Raw genomic sequence first — 16,251 nt, 5'->3', positions numbered from 1 at the left:
ATCGGGGTCACGCCGCGGCCCCGCGTTGCTACCTCTAGCATCGGCGGGGTGAACGGGATGAACCTGCGTCGCCTCGCCATCGCCGCCCTCGCCACCGCACTCACGCTCACCGCGTGCTCGGGTGGCGACCATAATGTCCCTTCGGCCGGCGGCAATGCCGAGGTCGGCACCACGAGCGACGTCAACCCGCAGGACGTGGCGAACCTCAGGCAGGGCGGCAATCTACGGCTGGCACTCACCGAGTTCCCGTCCAACTTCAACCCGCTGCAGCTGGACGGCGGCACCGGTGATGTCGGCTCGCTGTCCAAGCCGACACTGCCGCGGGCTTTCGTCGTCGCCGCCGACGGCACCACGAAGGTCTATACCGACTACTTCACCAACGTCGAACTGACCTCAACCAACCCGCAGGTGGTCACCTACACGATCAACCCGAAGGCGGTGTGGTCCGACGGCACCCCGATCACCTGGGAGGACATCAAGTCACAGGTCGACGCGACCAGCGGGAAGAACCCCGCGTTCATCATCGCCGCACCCAACGGCAGTGAACGGGTCGCCTCGGTCACCCGCGGCGTCGACGACCGGCAGGCGATCATGACGTTCGCCGAGCCGTACGCGGACTGGCGGGGCATGTTCGCCGGCAACGGCCGGTTGCTGCCCAAGAGCATGACCGCCGACCCCGAGGTCTTCAACAAGGGCCAGCTCAATGGGCCCGGCCCGTCAGCAGGCCCGTTCATCGTGTCCAATATCGATCGAGGCGCACAACGAATCACCTTGACCCGCAACCCGAAGTGGTGGGGTGCGCCGCCGCTGCTGGACAGCATGACGTTCTCGGTGCTCGATGACGCGGCACGCATCCCGGCGCTGCAGAACAATGCGATCGATGCCACCGGGACAGCGTCACTGGATGAGCTGACCATCGCACGCAACACCCCGGGGATCTCGATCCGCCGGGCCCCCAGCCCGAGCTGGTACCACTTCACGTTCAACGGCGCTCCCGGGTCCATCCTGGCCGATAGGTCGCTGCGGCAGGCCGTGGCCAAGGGCATCGACCGCCAAGCCATCGCCAACATCACCCAGCGCGGCCTCACAGACAATCCGGTGCCGTTGAACAACCACATCTACGTCGCCGGGCAGAAGGGCTACCAGGACAACAGCGCCGAGGTGGCGTTCGACCCCGAGAAAGCCAAGGCCGAACTGGACGCCCTGGGCTGGAAGCTCAACGGGCAGTTCCGGGAGAAGGACGGCAAGCCGCTGGTGGTCCGCGACGTGCTCTACGACGCGGGCAGTACCCGCCAAGTCGCGCAGATCGCGCAGAACACCCTTGCTCAGATCGGGGTGAAGCTCGTCATCGACACCAAACCCGGCAGCGGGTTTTTCACCAACTACATCAACAAGGGCGACTTCGACATCGCACAGTTCGCCTTCCTCGGTGACGCGTTCCCGCTCGGGTCGCTGACCCAGATCTACACCCAGAACGGCGCCAGCAACTTCGGCAAGATCGGCAGCCCGGAGATCGACGCGAAGATCGAACAGACCCTGCAAGAGCTCGATCCGGACAAGGCGCGGGCCCTGGCGAACGAACTCGACAAGATGCTGTTCGCCGAGGTGTTCAGCCTGCCGCTGTTCCAGTCACCCGGAAACGTCGCGGTACGCAGCAGCCTGGCCAACTTCGGCGCCTTCGGACTGGCCGACGCCGACTACACCAAGATCGGCTTCATGAAGTAGCCGCGCGGTTCGGCAACACCGATTCCACGGCGGCCCCCACCGCGATCGCGGACGCGGCCAGCCGCAGGCCGATCCGTGCCGGCAGAGTGTCCAATTCCGGCGCGACGGCCGAAAGTTGTTCGGCCGCACCATTGCGCACGGCATCGATCACCGCGAGGGCGGCCCGCTCGCGGGTGTCGAGCACGCTGTGCGCGGCGGTGGGCATCGGTACCAGCACGGCGTCGGGTACCAACTCGGCGATACGTTCGGCAACCGCGGGCGGCGTGGTGAGATCGCGTCCGCCGGACACCACGACGGTCGGCCAATGGAAGTTCGGCATCTCTGCCACCAGATCGTAGGGCTCGGCCTCGAACGGTTCGTAACGCTCGGCGTGCCCGCCGAGATGGAGGTCGAACACTGGGTCCAGCGGCATGCCGTCGGGGACGCCCGCAAAGTTCAACTCGTGGAATGCGATGCGACCGACCAGATCGGACTCGTTGCGGTACGGCACTTTTCGCGTGGACATGCGGTCCAGCCGGCGCAACACCGACCACACCACGGTGTGCCCGCCCAGCAGGAGGTCGAGCACCCGGTCGAGCAGGGCCGCACCGCCGTAGCCGTACAGCGCCCCGGCGAGTTGACCGCCGGCCGTTCTGAATACCCCGGCATCGGCGAGCTTGCGGACCTTGGGCGCCAGCGCCGAGGTCTCAGGATCCGCACCGTGCCAGAGCAGATCGCGGATGGCCTTCCGCATGGCGTCGATGTCGCCGGTCGACAGCAGCGGCGAATCCAGGACCATCGCCTCGACCCGTTCCGGGTGGCGCACGCCGATGCCGGACGCGAGGTAGGTGCCGTACGACGTGCCGTAGAACACCGCGGTGGACACCCCGGCGTCGTCGAGGACCGCGGCGATGTCATCGACGGCCTGGTCGACGGTGATGGCCTCGGGCGGCAGATCCTCGCCCGCGTCGGTGTGGCGCGACATCCCCACACCCCGGTGCTCGACCATGATCACGTCGGCCCCGCGGGCCGCCGCGCGGTGCCGCAACCCGCGGTAGGACAGGATCGAGGCCACACCCGGACCGCCCGGGATGATCACCACCGGATGACGAGATTTGCCGCCCGACCGCACGTAATAGAGGTTGAAGTACTCGTCGCTGCCAGGTGTCAGCGGCCGCCGGACCGCACGGACCCCGGGTTGCGCCGCAAGTTTGGCATGCCTGCGCCGACGCTTCGAGTTCATCGTCATCGCGGTCCATTGTGCCGCGTATGCCGACCACCCGCGCGCCGGATGCGGCCAGTTACAACTCGATGTGGTGGGCCGCGCCGACTCCGGCGTAACGCTGCGGGCTGCAGGTCAGCACGATCACCTGGCCGTCGCCGCCGACCGCATCGAACACCGCACCCATCTTCACCAGCCGCTCGGCATCGGTATAGCCCAGCGCATCGTCGATGATGACCGGCACGTTGTCTTCCTTGGCCACCAGCGCGGCCCCGGCCAACCGGGACACGATGGCCAACTGCTCCTTGGCGCCTCCTGAAAGAGACTCGTACGGCACTGTACGGCCCGATACCGTGCGAGTGCAGATCCGCAGATCACTGTCGACATCGACATCGAAGTCCTCACCGAACACCAGCCGACCGAGACGCTGCACCTCAAGCCGGAACGGGTCGGCGTAGCGCTGCCGGGTGGCATCGCGGTGCCGGCCCATCACCGACCGCAACATCTCGGCGGCCCGGGCCCGGCGGTGCACCTGCCGGTACTGGGCCGTGGCATGCTCACGTTCGGTCTCGGCGGCGTCCAGATGGCCCTTGCGCCCCTCGGTGCCGTACACCTTCAGTTGGGCGGCGACCTCACGCAGTCCGTCGACCGCCGCATCATGACGGGCGCCGAGGCTCTCGGCGCTGCGCACCGCCGCCTCCAGTTCGGCCTTCACGAGATCCGGTGTGGTGCCAGCCAGTTCACCTCGCAAGGCCGCGACGCTCGCCGCGGCCGCCGTGGCTCGATCGCCGTCGGCCTGCGCCGTCAGTGCCAAGTCGTCGTCGGCGACGGCCGCGCGCTGCGCGGTGAGCCGTCCCGTGTCTACGGTCAGCTCGGCCTGTGCGGCGGCGAGCTTCTCGCGCAGCACTGTCACGGCGGTGGTCGACTCGGACAGCTTCCGGGTGGCCAAGGTGGCCACCTTGCGATGGGTGTCGGCGTCAACTACGGCCTGCCGGTGGGCCGTGACGGCCGCCTCGAGTTCGGTTCTGGCCGTTGCGATATCGGCGGGTCCCTCGAGGTCGAACAGTGCCGCTTCGGCCGGCTGGGCTGCGCCGAGGGTCTCCAGTCGAGCCCGCAACTCGGTCACCCGGTCATCACCGGTCAACGCGTCCACGGTGGCCCGCGCCCGGTCCCGGGCCCCGATGAGATCGCGCCGACGCTCGTCGAGCGCCCGCGCGGAAGCGACATCCGCGACCCCAGCCCCGGCCAACGCGACAGCCAACACACGTTGCGCTTCGGCGAGCCTGGCTCTGGTCTCGACCGCCGGCGTGCCCGGCACCACTGTCAGCCTCAGCGCGCCAGGCACCTCGACGTCGGTCTGCGCGGTGGTGCTCGTCGACCACCGGGCACCGGCGTCGAGCACCACATCGGTATCGCCCACACGGACCGCGATGTCGGCGACCGCGACGAGTTCGATACGCGCCGAGGCAAGTTCGTCCTGCCCGGCGGCCCGCTCGACGGCGATCGCAGCGGCTTCGATGGCCCGCATCGACGCGTCGTCGAGGGTGATGGAGTCGAGCTCGTGATCGATCCGGTCGACGTCACGCGCAGCCGTGTCGATCCGGCCCAGCCGGGTAGCCAGCCGCTCGATCTCTTCGCGCGCGGCGAGGCGGTCGACCGTGACGCGGGCAGCATCGACGCGGTCCGCGCGATCGTGTACGGCGGCCTGAGCCAGGTCGGCGGCGTCTTCGGCCGCCTCGTGAACCTCGTGCGCCGTCTCGGCGGCGGCCTCCGCGGCGCCGACGGCGGCGGTCAGTTCGGTGATCGCCGCGATACGTTCGTCGATGTCGGCACGCAGCCGACGGCGTTCGATCAGCGCCGACATCGACGCGCCGTGAGTGGCCTGGGCTGCCGTGGCCACCACCTCGGCCTCCCTGAGTTGGGCCGTCAGCGTCGCAACCGCGTCAGCGGCCGTACGTGCCGCGGTCAGCCGCACCGCGGCCTGAGCCCGCTCGTCGGTCAGGCGATCCACCTCGGCGGTCAGCTCGGCATGCCGGCGTACCGCGTCGTCGACCTCGGCCACCGCGGCCACGCAGTGGGCCACCGCCTGGTCGGCCTCGGCCAGCCGCTTGACCACCGCCGCCCATTCACCGGTGGGCCGGCCCGTCGCGGTGAAATACCGCGCATATTCGGTGTCGATGCGCTCAACGAGCAGCGGCTCGCCGCCTGAGAGTGAAACAGCCTGGCCTGCAGCGACGTCCAGCGCCCTGGCGAGGGCATCCGAGCCGGACAGGTCGACCGGGGCGGTCGGCGCCGACTGCAGCACCCGCTGCGCCTGCCACAGCGCGGTGTCCACGGTTTCGTTCAGGATGGCCAGCACCCGCTCATGGGCCTCGTCGCCGCTGAGCTGTTCGTGTTTCGGCGCCAGCACCGTCAGCTGCGTCTCGGCCCGCTTGTGGAACCGCTTGCGGTACACGAAACGGTAAGAGCCGGTGGAGATTTCGGCAGTCACCTCGGCGCCGACATCGGCATGTGTTGGCTTGACCTGCTTGACGTCCTTCTTGGTCGAGCGGTCCTTGGCCTCGATCAGCAGATCCAGCGCCTCGATCATCGACGACTTGCCGATCTCGTTGGCGCCGCTGACCAGGACCACACCGTGATCGGGAAACTCGATCTCCCGGTGGGTGATCCCGCGATAATTGGTCAGGACGAGCCTGTGCAGCTTCATGCCGCTCCCTTACCGTCGACCAGCCGCAGCAGCAGCCCGAGCGCGGCCCGCGCATCCTCGGCACCATCGGTCTCGGAACGCGCGGTGGCGACCAGCTCGTCGACCGCCGCCGCGGCGAACCCGCCCAGGCCCAGATCGTCGAACTCGCCGTCGGCAGGCAGCACCGCGATATCGGTGTGCCGCTCCCACAACGTCAGCGCCGCGAATAGCCGGGCGTACTTGTCGAGGCACGCGTCCAGCGCCGCCTTGGCGGTCACCGTGAGCGAGCCGGTCAGCGCGAGCCGCACGACGGTACGTTCTTTGTCGCCCAACTGATCCAGGTTGATGTCGAGATCCGCCACCTCGCGGTCGCTGTCCACGTCGCGGCGCAGGGTGACGAACCGCCATCGGCCCACCCGTTCCGATCCGACCTGCACCGCACGCCGCGGGTCGGCCTCATCGATGTCGACCAGAAGTACGTGGCCCGAATCGGATTCGATGTCGTCATAGTTTGTGACCTCGGGTGCCCCCGAATACCACACCCGCCCGGTCGAGCCGACCTCGGTGCGGGAGTGCTTGTCCCCCAAGGCCACATAGTGCACCGCACCGCGGGCCACCGCGGCCTCAAGGGCGGCCAGCCGGATCAATGAGGGCTTGGCTTTGTCCGGATCGAGCACATCGACCCCGCCGTGGCCGACTGCGATGCGGGTCACGCCGTCGGCAGGCAGGCCGGCCAGCACGTCTCCGGTCAGGTCGGTGGTCGGCGATTTCGATCGCCATGGTGCCGCGACGATCTCCAGGCCGGGCCGTACCGCATGGACACCGGCGCGGTCCAGGACGACGACATTGTCCGGACGCTCGGCAAGGAACAGCGCGCTGGTGTATACCGATGACGCGTCGAGCGGGTCGTGGTTGCCCGGAAGCAGGTACACCGGGACGCCGATGGCACGCATGGCCTCAAGCGACTGACTGACCTCACGGGGAGCCAACTGATTGTGCTCGAACACATCGCCGGCCACCACCACGAACTCAGCCTCCGTGCGGGCCGCGAGCGCACCCAAACCGGTCACCGCGTCCCGACGAGCGGCCGAATACCGTGGCTGCGCCTCGCCGTTGAGAAAGTGCCGGGTCATACCGAGCTGCCAGTCAGCGGTGTGCAGAAAACGCATCGCAGGCTGTCCTTTCGGTCAGTTCGTCGTCGGGCAAGGCGAGTGTAGGACCGGGCGCCGACAAGTCCCGGGAGGTGCATCGGCATGGCCCAGCGTCGGATGCCCCGATAACCTCATCCGATGAGCACTCGGACCAACACCCTGCTGCTGTTGCGCCATGCCAAGTCGGACTATCCCGACGGAGTCGTCGACCATGAGCGCCCGTTGGCGGCCCGGGGAAGCCGGGAGGCTGCGCTGGCCGGCGACTGGATCCGGGCCAATGTCCCGGTGATCGACGCCGTGCTGTGTTCGACGGCGACCCGTACCCGCCAAACCTTGGCCCGCACCGGGCTCGACGCACCGGTGCGCTACGTCGACCGCATCTACGACGCGACGCCGGGCACCTTGATCGATGTGGTCAACGGCGTCGAATCACTGTTCGGCGCGGACGTGTCGACGGTCTTGCTGATCGGTCACGAGCCGGCCATCTCGGCGACTGCGCTCGGGCTGTCCGATGGCAGTAATACCGCAGCGGCCGAAGAGATTTCGCTGAAGTTCCCCACGTCGGCCATCGCGGTGCTGCAGACGCCCAGCCCGTGGCAGGAGCTGGGTTTGGGCGGGGCCGAACTGGTCACCTTCCACATCCCGCGGTGAGAGCGGGGCGGCTCAGGAATTGGTGTTGAGCGTGAGCTCCATCAGCTTGACTGCCATCGAGCACGCGTCGATACCCGGCGCCTGCGGGTTCACCCACCAACCCACCACACCGGCGGCGTCGCTGGCGACGCCGCACGCGCCGTTGGGGTCGTTGGGCTTCATCACGATCGAATCAACGCCGTTGATCCGGCGGGATTCGATCGCGTACTGCAGCTGCTGCGCCACCTTGCGTTCGTTGTCCAGGCTGCCCTGCTCGTACCAGAAGCGGGTGATGTCGATCAGGCCCGCCGGGTTGGCCGCCTGCCAGCGGCACACGGCACCGACAAAGGTGCTCTGGATGTCCAGCGGATCCGCGCCCACGGTCTTGGCCAGGATGTCCTGGGTCAGGACGTCGCATTCCTTGAGCAGGTTCGGGTACTGCTTCTCGGACTTGTTGTTGCTGGGTCCGCCGCTGGAACCCTCCTTGGCGGCGACACCCTCGACGGTGCGGGTGCAGCCGGTCAGCCCGGCGAACACGGCCAGGCCGGCCACCATGACGGCGAGTCCCTTACGGCCCCTGCTCACGCTCATTTCGAGTTCACAATCGACTGACGGGCGAGCTCCTTGGCCACGCCGCATGGTTCCGGAAACGGCTTCTGGTCGAAACTGACCGACCACTCGATGAAGTCATCATCGAACTGGATGCCGACCTCGCACAGGTTGGAGGTGTTCTGCAACGGGTCCTGGCCAATGGCCACGAAACCGCTGTGTCCCTCGATGTTGATGTCGTCCACACTGGTGCGCGACAACTCCTCGGTCTTGCGTTCCCGCCCGATCGGGCTACCCCGGAACCAGGTGAACGAGAAGTGCGGGCCCAGGATGCTGCCGCCTTGCAGCCACTGACAGCCCGACGAGTTGACCGCGGTGTTCACCAGACCCTGCACCTGGGTCAGCTCCGCGACCGTCTGGTCACTGATCCCGCCACACTGCGGAAAGAACGGCCCGTGCTTGGCGGCGGCAGTCGCCGAGGGCGACTCTGACTGCGGCACCGACGGCCCCGCCGACTCGCCGGAACCCGAGCAGGCAGCGAACACCGGAACCACGGCGGCAGCCAGCACTGCCATGCGGATGGCGGTGCGGGTCCGTCGTATCGGCGTCGCGCGTCCAGTCACGCCATGCACTGTAGCTGCACCCTGTGTGAGCAACCACCGACATGCCGATTGACCTGGACTTCCGGTTCGTTTTCCCGTGAGCGGCCGGACAGGGTTGGGCGCGGCCGCGGTGTGCGACAGTAACTGGATGCTCTGGGCGGTGCTGCGGCGGTATGTGCGGCCGTACCGGTCGCTGCTGGCCGTAGTGGCCGGGCTTCAGGTGATCAGCACCCTGGCGTCGCTGTATCTGCCGACCGTCAACGCCGCGATCATCGACGACGGGGTGGCCAAGGGCGACACCGACCGGATCATCGACCTGGGCGGGGTGATGCTCGGTGTCACCGGGCTGCAGGTGCTGTGCGCGGTGGGCGCGGTGTTTTTCGGGTCGCGGGCGGCGATGAGCTTCGGGCGCGACTTGCGCTCGGCGATCTTCCATCACGTCACGACGTTCTCCGCCGCAGAGACCGCGCGGTTCGGCGCCCCGACGCTGCTGACCCGCACCACCAACGACGTCGGGCAGATCCAGCAGCTGCTGCAGCTGACCTGCACGGTGCTGGTCACCGCACCGATCATGTCGATCGGCGGCATCGTCATGGCCGTACATCAGGACGCCGGGTTGTCGTGGCTGTTGCTCATCAGCGTGCCCGCGCTGGCGCTGGCCAACTACACGATCATCAGGCGGCTGATGCCCGTCTACCGCCGGTTGCAGCGTGTCATCGACGGCATCAACCGGGTGATGCGCGACCAATTGTCTGGCATCCGGGTTATTCGAGCCTTCTCCCGCGAACCCTTCGAACGGACGCGGTTCGCGGGAGCCAACGAGGCGCTGGCCGGTACCGCGATCGAGGGCGGGCGGTGGCAGGCGCTGATGTTGCCGGTCACCACGCTGGTGATCAACATCTCCAGTGTTGCGCTGATCTGGTTCGGCGGCCTGCGGATCGACACGGGTCATATGCAGGTGGGTTCCCTGATCGCGTTCCTGGCCTATTTCATGCAGATCCTGATGGCCGTGTTGATGGCGACGTTCCTACTGGTGTTGTTTCCGCGGGCCTCGGTATGCGCCGAACGGGTCAGCGAGGTGCTGGGCACCCAGCCCGCGATCGCCACTCCCGACCATCCGAAACAGCCACGGGCTCACACCGGCGAAATCACCCTGCAGAACGCCGCCTTCAGTTATCCGGGTGCGGATCGACCTGTGCTGCAGGATGTTTCCTTCACCGCACGACCCGGCACGACGACCGCGGTGGTCGGCTCGACGGGATCGGGCAAGTCGACGCTGTTGTCGCTGATCTGCCGGTTGTACGACGTCACCGCGGGCGCGGTCCGGGTCGATGGTATCGACGTCCGCGATCGGGACGTCGAGGAACTCTGGTCGACGATCGGCCTGGTGCCGCAGCGCGGCTACCTGTTCACCGGGACGGTCGCGGAGAACCTGGGCTACGGGGCGGCCCCGGGGCAGGTGCTGACCGACGACGACATGTGGGAGGCGCTTCGGGTCGCGGCCGCCGACGATTTCGTGCGCGCGCATCCCGAAGGCCTGCAGATGCCGGTGGCTCAGGGCGGCATCAACTTCTCCGGCGGGCAACGCCAGCGGCTGGCCATCGCACGCGCCGTGATCCGGCAGCCCACGATCTATCTTTTCGACGACGCATTCTCGACGCTGGACGTCCACACCGACGCCAGGGTGCGGGACTCGCTGCGTGCGGTGTCCGGCGAGGCGACGGTGCTCATCGTGTCGCAGCGGATCTCGACGGTGGTCGATGCCGATCAGATCGTGGTCATCGACGACGGCCGTGTCGTCGGTGTCGGCACCCACGACACGCTCCTGGACGATTGCCCCACCTACGCCGAATTCGTCGAGTCGCAGTCGGTGGGCGCGGGGGAACCCCGATGAGGGCTCGCGCGAAGAGGAGACGACCCCGATGAGCATCTCGTCCGCGCGCCGCGCGGTGCTCGCCGCACCCGCCGAACGCACGCGCGACTTCCGTGGCTCAGCGCTGAGGCTCGTCAAACTGCTGGTGCCGCAACGTGGGCCGGCGATCGCGGTGATCGTGCTCGGTGTTGCCGGGGTTGCGATCGGTGTGATCGGCCCGCGCATTCTCGGCCACGCCACCGATCTGCTGTTCAACGGCGTGATCGGGCGCGAATTGCCAGCGGGCCTGACCAAGGAGCAGGCCATCGCGGCGGCCCGGGCCCGCGGCGACACCGCGTTCGCCGACCTGTTGTCCGGCATGAACGTGATCCCCGGACATGGCGTGGATTTCGCTGCGGTGGCCCGCACTCTGGCGCTGGCCCTGGGCTTGTATCTGCTTGCCGCGCTGTTCGTCTGGGTTCAGGCCCGGATGCTCGTGGTGGTCGTGCAGCGCACCATGGCCGCACTGCGCGCAGACGTCGAGAACAAGATCCACCGACTGCCGTTGTCCTACTTCGACTCCCGGCAGCGCGGCGAGCTGCTCAGCCGTGTCACCAACGACATCGACAACATCTCGTCGTCGGTGTCGATGACCATCAATCAGCTCATGAGCGCAGTCCTCACGGTGATTGCCGTGCTGGTAATGATGCTGACGATCTCGCCGTTGCTCACCGCGCTGACCGTGCTGACCGTACCGCTCTCGTTGTGGGTGACCCGTTGGATCGCCCGCCGGTCACAGAAACTGTTTGTCGCGCAATGGCGCAACACCGGGCGGCTCAACGCACACATCGAGGAGACCTACAGCGGTTTCACCATCGTCAAGACGTTCGGCCACCAGGCCGCGGCTCGACAACGGTTCGCCGAACTCAACGGCGAGGTGTTCCAGTCGAGCTTCGCCGCGCAGTTCTTCTCCGGTCTGCTCTCCCCCGCAACGATGTTCATCGGCAACCTCAGCTACGTCGCCGTCGCCGTGGTGGGTGGCCTGCAGGTGGCCACCGGCCAGATCACCCTCGGCAGCATCCAGGCCTTCGTCCAGTACGTGCGGCAGTTCAACCAACCGCTCACCCAGCTCGCCGGGATGTACAACACCATGCAGTCCGGAGTGGCCAGCGCGGAGCGGGTTTTCGACCTGCTCGACACCGCCGAAGAGACCCCCGAGCCGCCCGATCGGCCCGACATCCACAGCGGCCGTGTCGAATTCGACCACGTCAGCTTCAGCTACCGACCGGGCTTCCCGGTGATCGAGGATCTGTCACTGACCGCCGAACCGGGTAGCACGGTGGCCATCGTCGGGCCGACAGGAGCGGGCAAGACCACGCTGGTGAACCTGCTGATGCGGTTCTACGACGTGGATTCCGGACACATCCGCATCGACGGTGTGGACATCTCGACCGTCAGCCGCCAGTCTCTGCGCTCGTCGATCGGCATGGTGCTGCAGGACACGTGGTTGTTCGGCGGCACGATCTACGACAACATCGCCTACGGCCGGCCGGATGCCGGCGAGGACGAGGTGATCGCGGCGGCGAAGGCCGCCCATGTGGACCGGTTCGTGCATACGCTGCCCGACGGCTACGCCACGCACGTCAGCGATGACGGCGGCAGTATCAGTGCCGGTGAGAAGCAGCTGATCACGATCGCCCGAGCGTTTCTGGCCCGGCCCCGACTGCTGGTCCTCGATGAGGCGACCAGTTCGGTGGACACCCGCACCGAGTTGCTCATCCAACACGCGATGAACGTATTGCGCCGGGACCGAACCAGTTTCATCATCGCCCATCGGCTCTCGACGATCCGCGACGCCGATCTGATCCTGGTGATGGATGCCGGTCGGATCGTCGAACGTGGCAGCCACGACGACCTGATGGCAAGTCGCGGCAGGTACTGGGAGATGACCCAGGCCTGAGTCTCGCCGAGACTACGGGTTGTGGCGTGAAATCGCCGAAAACGCACGAGAAACCGCAGTGTCGGCGGGAAAACCTACAGGCCCGGGCCCTCGGCACGCAGATCGTCGACGTTCTTCATGGCGTCCCGCAGCTTGCCCAGCCACTCCTCGGTGTGTTGACCGACCAACTTGACCGACCACGCCAGCGCATCGGAGCGGGACCGTGCCACGCCGGCGTCGACGAGGGTGTCCAGGACCTGCCGCTCGGGTTGCTTGAGCCGGGTCATCACCGGAACGGCGATGTGGGTGAACAGGATTCGTTCAGCGCCCTCTCCTGAACTGATTTCCACGCCCCAGGAGACCTTGCGGCCGAACTTGTCCTGTGCCTCGTCGGCGATACGCATGCGCTCGGCGCGCGTCTCTTCACGGAAGCGCGCGGCCCGGCCGGACGCCCTGGCCTCGCTCTCACCGTCGGTGGGGTCGGGCAACCGTCCGATGACGGTGATCTCTTCGCGGTCGACGACGACCGTGGGGTCACCGGTGAACCAGTTGTCGGGCAGTCGCCCGGCGAACCACTCGGGAACATCGTGAGTGGCGGGCTGCTGGGCTTGCTGCCAGCCCCCGCGGCTGTGCTGATGGTGTTGTTTCATAAATTACATGATTACACCGTTACAGCGCTGGTAGAGCGGCGTTCACCACCGGCGAACAACCCTCGGATCAGTTGCGCCTGAGCAGCAGAGCCGCACCGCCGGCCAGCACCAGCGCGACCAGTAGCAGCCCGGCCCAACCGGGGCCCATGAGCCACCACACCGCACCCAGCACGACGATGACCGGCGACAATACGAACAGCACCATGCCAGGGTGCTGCTTGATGACCGCGAGGGCGCTCTGTGCCCGGACCCGGTCGATTTCCTTTGCCATGACACCAGGATGCCAGCGCACAGCGTCGACATTCATGCCACGCTCTCCAGCGCCAACAGCAGCCGCTTGGCATCGGTCCCGCCGAGATAACCGCCCATCGCGCCGTCGCTACGGACCACCCGGTGACACGGCACCACGACCGGCAGCGGGTTGGTGGCGCAGGCCGTCCCGACCGCACGCACGGCCTTCGGGTTACCGGCCAGCCGGGCCAGCATGGCGTAGCTTGTGGTCTGCCCGTAGCCGATCTCCGGGAGATGGTGGAGCACCGTCCTGCGGAAGCCCGCCGACAACCGCCAGTCCAGGGGAACGGCGAATTCCCTTCGTGCACCGGCGAAGTACTCGTCGAGTTCGCGGGCGGTCCGGTCCAGACGGCCCGGTGCATGCAGGATGCGCGGGCTGATCTTGTCAGCCAGCACCTGCAGCACAGCGTCGTGATCTTCACGAGCGAAGGCCACGCGGACGACGCCCTGGTGGGTGACGGCCAGCAGCAGCGGGCCGACGGGGCTGTCGACGATCCGGTAGGCGATGTCGTCGTTGGTCATCGGAAACGCCGCAACCGCAGGCTGTTGCTCACCACGAACACCGACGAGAATGCCATGGCGGCGCCGGCCAGCATCGGGTTGAGCAACCCCGCGGCCGCCAGTGGCAGAGCCGCGACGTTGTATGCGAACGCCCAGAACAGGTTTCCCTTGATGGTCGCGAGCGTGCGCCGAGCCAACCGGATTGCATCCGGAGCGGCCCGCAGATCGCCCCGTACCAGGGTCAGATCGCTGGCCTCGATGGCGACATCGGTTCCGGTTCCCATCGCCAGCCCAAGATCGGCCTGCGCCAGTGCGGCAGCATCGTTGACGCCGTCGCCGACCATGGCGACCACGGCACCGCCGCCCTGCAGCCGCTTGATCACGTCGACCTTGTCCTGCGGCAGCACCTCGGCGTAAACGTCTTCGATACCTACCTGTTTGGCGATGGCGCGAGCGGCGGCCTCGTTGTCACCGGTCAGCATGATCGGAGTCAAGCCGAGGGCACGCAGCTGGGCGATGGCTTCCGCGGAGGTGGGTTTGACGGCGTCGGCCACCACGAGCACGGCCCGGGACTCACCGTCCCAGCCCACGGCCACCGCTGTGCGTCCCTGAGCCTCGGCATCACGCACGGCGGTGTCGAGCTTCGCGGGCAGCGGCAGCGCCCAGTCAGCCAGCAGCCTGCGCCGGCCGACGACGACCGCATGGCCCTCGACAACGCCCTGTACGCCCAGTCCGGCTATGTTGCCGAAGTTCTCCACCGCGGGCAGTTCACCGATCTTGTCGCGCGCTCCGGCCGCAATCGCCTTGGCGATCGGGTGTTCCGAGGCGTTCTCCAATGCGCCAGCCAGACGCAGCACCTCGGCGTCGTCCTCGCCGTCGACGGTGATCACCTCAAGCAGCGTCATCGCACCGGTGGTGACGGTCCCGGTCTTGTCGAGCACAACCGTGTCGACGCGGCGCGTGGATTCCAACACCTCGGGACCCTTGATGAGGATTCCCAGCTGTGCGCCGCGCCCGGTACCGACCAGCAGTGCGGTCGGGGTGGCCAGGCCCAGCGCACACGGGCAGGCGATGATCAGCACCGCCACCGCCGCGGTGAACGCGGCCGCGACGGAATCACCGGTGGCGATCCAGAAACCCAGCGTGGCCACCGCGAGCACGATGACGATCGGCACGAAGACGCCCGAGATCCGGTCGGCCAGCCGCTGCACCTGCGCCTTGCCGTTCTGCGCATCCTCGACCAGCCGAGCCATCTGTGCGAGCTGGGTGTCGGAGCCGACCCGGTTGGCGCGCACCACAAGTCGTCCGCCCGCGTTGACGGTGGCCCCCACCACCTGGTCTCCCGGGCCGACCTCGACCGGCACGGACTCGCCGGTGAGCATCGATGCGTCGACGGCCGAGGACCCATCGATCACCACACCGTCGGTGGCGATCTTCTCCCCCGGCCTGACCACGAACTCGTCGTCCACCCTCAGCTGATCGATCGGAATGCGTTGGGTGCGAACATCTCTGCGAACCTCGACGTCCTTGGCCCCGAGCTCCAGCAGCGCGCGCAGCGCCGCGCCGGCCCGCCGTTTGGACCTGGCCTCGAAATAGCGCCCGGCGAGGATGAACGTGGTGACGCCGGCAGCCACCTCGAGGTAGATGTTGCCTGCGCCGTCGGTGCGAGAAATACCGAGTGAGAACGTGTGTTTCATGCCGGCCATCCCGGCAGTACCGAAGAACAGGGCGTACAGCGACCAGCCGAAAGCGGCCAGCGTGCCCATCGAGATCAGCGTGTCCATGGTCGCCGTGGCGTGCCGCAGGTTGGTCCAGGCGGCGCGGTGGAACGGCCAGGCGCCCCACACCACGACGGGCGCGGCCAGCGTCAGAGACAACCACTGCCAGTTGGTGAACTGCAGTGCGGGCACCATCGCCATCGCGATCACCGGTAGAGCCAGCGCGGCAGAGATGACCAGCCGGGTGCGCAACGACGCGGTCGGGTCCGGCTCGGCAAGAGCAGTTTCGGGTTCCGGCTGCGGTACATGCGCGGTGTAGCCGGCGTTTTCGACGGCCTTGATCAACGCCTCGGCCGGAACATCACCGTCGACGCGGGCCTTCTCGGTCGCGTAGTTCACGGTGGCGGTGACGCCGTCGAGCTCGTTGAGCTTCTTCTCGATGCGGGTGGCGCACGACGCGCAAGTCATGCCGCCGATCTGCAGTTCCACTGTCACGTCGACCTCCTCGTCAGTACTGGTGGCCGTGCAGCACGGTCACCGGTCAGTTCGCCACCTGGTAGCCGGCCTCGGCCACGGCATCGTTGATGGCGGCTGCGGCGACGGGCGCATCGCTCTCGATCGTGACCCGGCCGGTGGACAGGTCGACGTCGACGGCAGTGACCCCGGGGATGCCGCCGACCTGGTCACGCACCGAGGAAACGCAATGCCCGCAGGTCATACCAGTGACAGTGATGGTTTGAATGCTCATAACCCCAT

The 16,251-nt window shown here is 67.4% G+C and carries 14 protein-coding genes; 4 read left to right on the top strand and 10 right to left on the bottom strand.

Annotated features, from left to right (window positions below):
• The first annotated feature begins 57 nt into the window (after positions 1–57).
• Positions 58–1,725, top strand: coding sequence for an ABC transporter family substrate-binding protein (locus B133_RS0101970; protein WP_018599035.1), 1,668 nt, complete (start codon positions 58–60; stop codon positions 1,723–1,725).
• Here B133_RS0101970 and B133_RS0101965 read toward each other — a convergent pair.
• The 3 genes from B133_RS0101965 to B133_RS0101955 are packed head-to-tail and all read right to left on the bottom strand — an operon-like array spanning position 1,715 to position 6,781.
• A complete protein-coding gene (locus B133_RS0101965) occupies positions 1,715–2,953 on the bottom strand; it encodes an alpha/beta hydrolase (RefSeq protein WP_018599034.1) in 1,239 nt (412 codons plus the stop codon). The genes B133_RS0101970 and B133_RS0101965 overlap by 11 nt on opposite strands.
• Positions 2,954–3,005: 52 nt before the next feature.
• Positions 3,006–5,633: an ATP-binding protein gene (locus B133_RS0101960; protein WP_018599033.1), complete on the bottom strand. Its 2,628-nt coding sequence runs from the start codon at positions 5,631–5,633 to the stop codon at positions 3,006–3,008.
• Positions 5,630–6,781 carry an exonuclease SbcCD subunit D gene (locus B133_RS0101955; protein ID WP_018599032.1) on the bottom strand — a complete coding sequence of 384 codons (1,152 nt, stop codon included), beginning with the start codon at positions 6,779–6,781 and terminating at the stop codon, positions 5,630–5,632. The genes B133_RS0101960 and B133_RS0101955 overlap by 4 nt, the downstream gene beginning before the upstream one ends.
• 120 nt (positions 6,782–6,901) lie before the next feature.
• Here B133_RS0101955 and B133_RS0101950 point away from each other — a divergent pair, with 120 nt between their 5' ends.
• Positions 6,902–7,414, top strand: a complete 513-nt coding sequence (locus tag B133_RS0101950; RefSeq protein ID WP_018599031.1) for a histidine phosphatase family protein — start codon at positions 6,902–6,904, stop codon at positions 7,412–7,414.
• Positions 7,415–7,426: 12 nt separating this feature from the next.
• Here the strand turns inward: B133_RS0101950 and B133_RS0101945 are convergent, their stop codons facing one another.
• Both B133_RS0101945 and B133_RS0101940 read right to left on the bottom strand, forming a co-directional pair.
• Positions 7,427–7,948 carry a DUF3558 domain-containing protein gene (locus tag B133_RS0101945; RefSeq protein ID WP_369751478.1) on the bottom strand — a complete coding sequence of 174 codons (522 nt, stop codon included), beginning with the start codon at positions 7,946–7,948 and terminating at the stop codon, positions 7,427–7,429.
• A 32-nt stretch (positions 7,949–7,980) separates the two neighbouring features.
• Entirely contained in the window at positions 7,981–8,517 is a 537-nt protein-coding gene (locus B133_RS0101940) for a DUF3558 domain-containing protein (RefSeq protein WP_018599029.1), read from the bottom strand.
• Between the two features lie 175 nt (positions 8,518–8,692).
• On the opposite strand from B133_RS0101940, the gene B133_RS0101935 reads away from it, so the two are divergent.
• Positions 8,693–10,438 (top strand): ABC transporter ATP-binding protein, encoded by a 1,746-nt coding sequence (locus tag B133_RS0101935; RefSeq protein WP_026255868.1) that lies wholly within the window; start codon positions 8,693–8,695, stop codon positions 10,436–10,438.
• Between the two features lie 28 nt (positions 10,439–10,466).
• Positions 10,467–12,356: an ABC transporter ATP-binding protein gene (locus B133_RS0101930; RefSeq protein ID WP_018599027.1), complete on the top strand. Its 1,890-nt coding sequence runs from the start codon at positions 10,467–10,469 to the stop codon at positions 12,354–12,356.
• Positions 12,357–12,430: 74 nt separating this feature from the next.
• Here B133_RS0101930 and B133_RS0101925 read toward each other — a convergent pair whose 3' ends face one another.
• From B133_RS0101925 to B133_RS0101905, 5 genes are all read right to left on the bottom strand, one after another.
• A complete protein-coding gene (locus tag B133_RS0101925) occupies positions 12,431–12,985 on the bottom strand; it encodes a hypothetical protein (RefSeq protein WP_018599026.1) in 555 nt (184 codons plus the stop codon).
• Positions 12,986–13,052: 67 nt separating this feature from the next.
• The gene (locus B133_RS0101920) at positions 13,053–13,256 is read right to left on the bottom strand and encodes a hypothetical protein (RefSeq protein ID WP_026255867.1); all 204 of its coding nucleotides are present in this window, start codon (positions 13,254–13,256) and stop codon (positions 13,053–13,055) included.
• A gap of 32 nt (positions 13,257–13,288) precedes the next feature.
• A complete protein-coding gene (locus B133_RS0101915; RefSeq protein WP_369751477.1) occupies positions 13,289–13,849 on the bottom strand; it encodes a methylated-DNA--[protein]-cysteine S-methyltransferase in 561 nt (186 codons plus the stop codon).
• The gene (locus B133_RS0101910; protein ID WP_026255866.1) at positions 13,795–15,990 is read right to left on the bottom strand and encodes a cation-translocating P-type ATPase; all 2,196 of its coding nucleotides are present in this window, start codon (positions 15,988–15,990) and stop codon (positions 13,795–13,797) included. The genes B133_RS0101915 and B133_RS0101910 overlap by 55 nt, the downstream gene beginning before the upstream one ends.
• A gap of 46 nt (positions 15,991–16,036) precedes the next feature.
• The gene (locus B133_RS0101905; protein ID WP_026255865.1) at positions 16,037–16,243 is read right to left on the bottom strand and encodes a heavy-metal-associated domain-containing protein; all 207 of its coding nucleotides are present in this window, start codon (positions 16,241–16,243) and stop codon (positions 16,037–16,039) included.
• Between the last annotated feature and the right edge of the window lie 8 nt (positions 16,244–16,251).

This window comes from Mycobacterium sp. 155, assembly GCF_000373905.1.
Classification (GTDB): domain Bacteria; phylum Actinomycetota; class Actinomycetes; order Mycobacteriales; family Mycobacteriaceae; genus Mycobacterium.
Note: the sequence above shows the minus strand (reverse complement) of the source record. Positions and strands in the feature narration are given on the sequence as shown.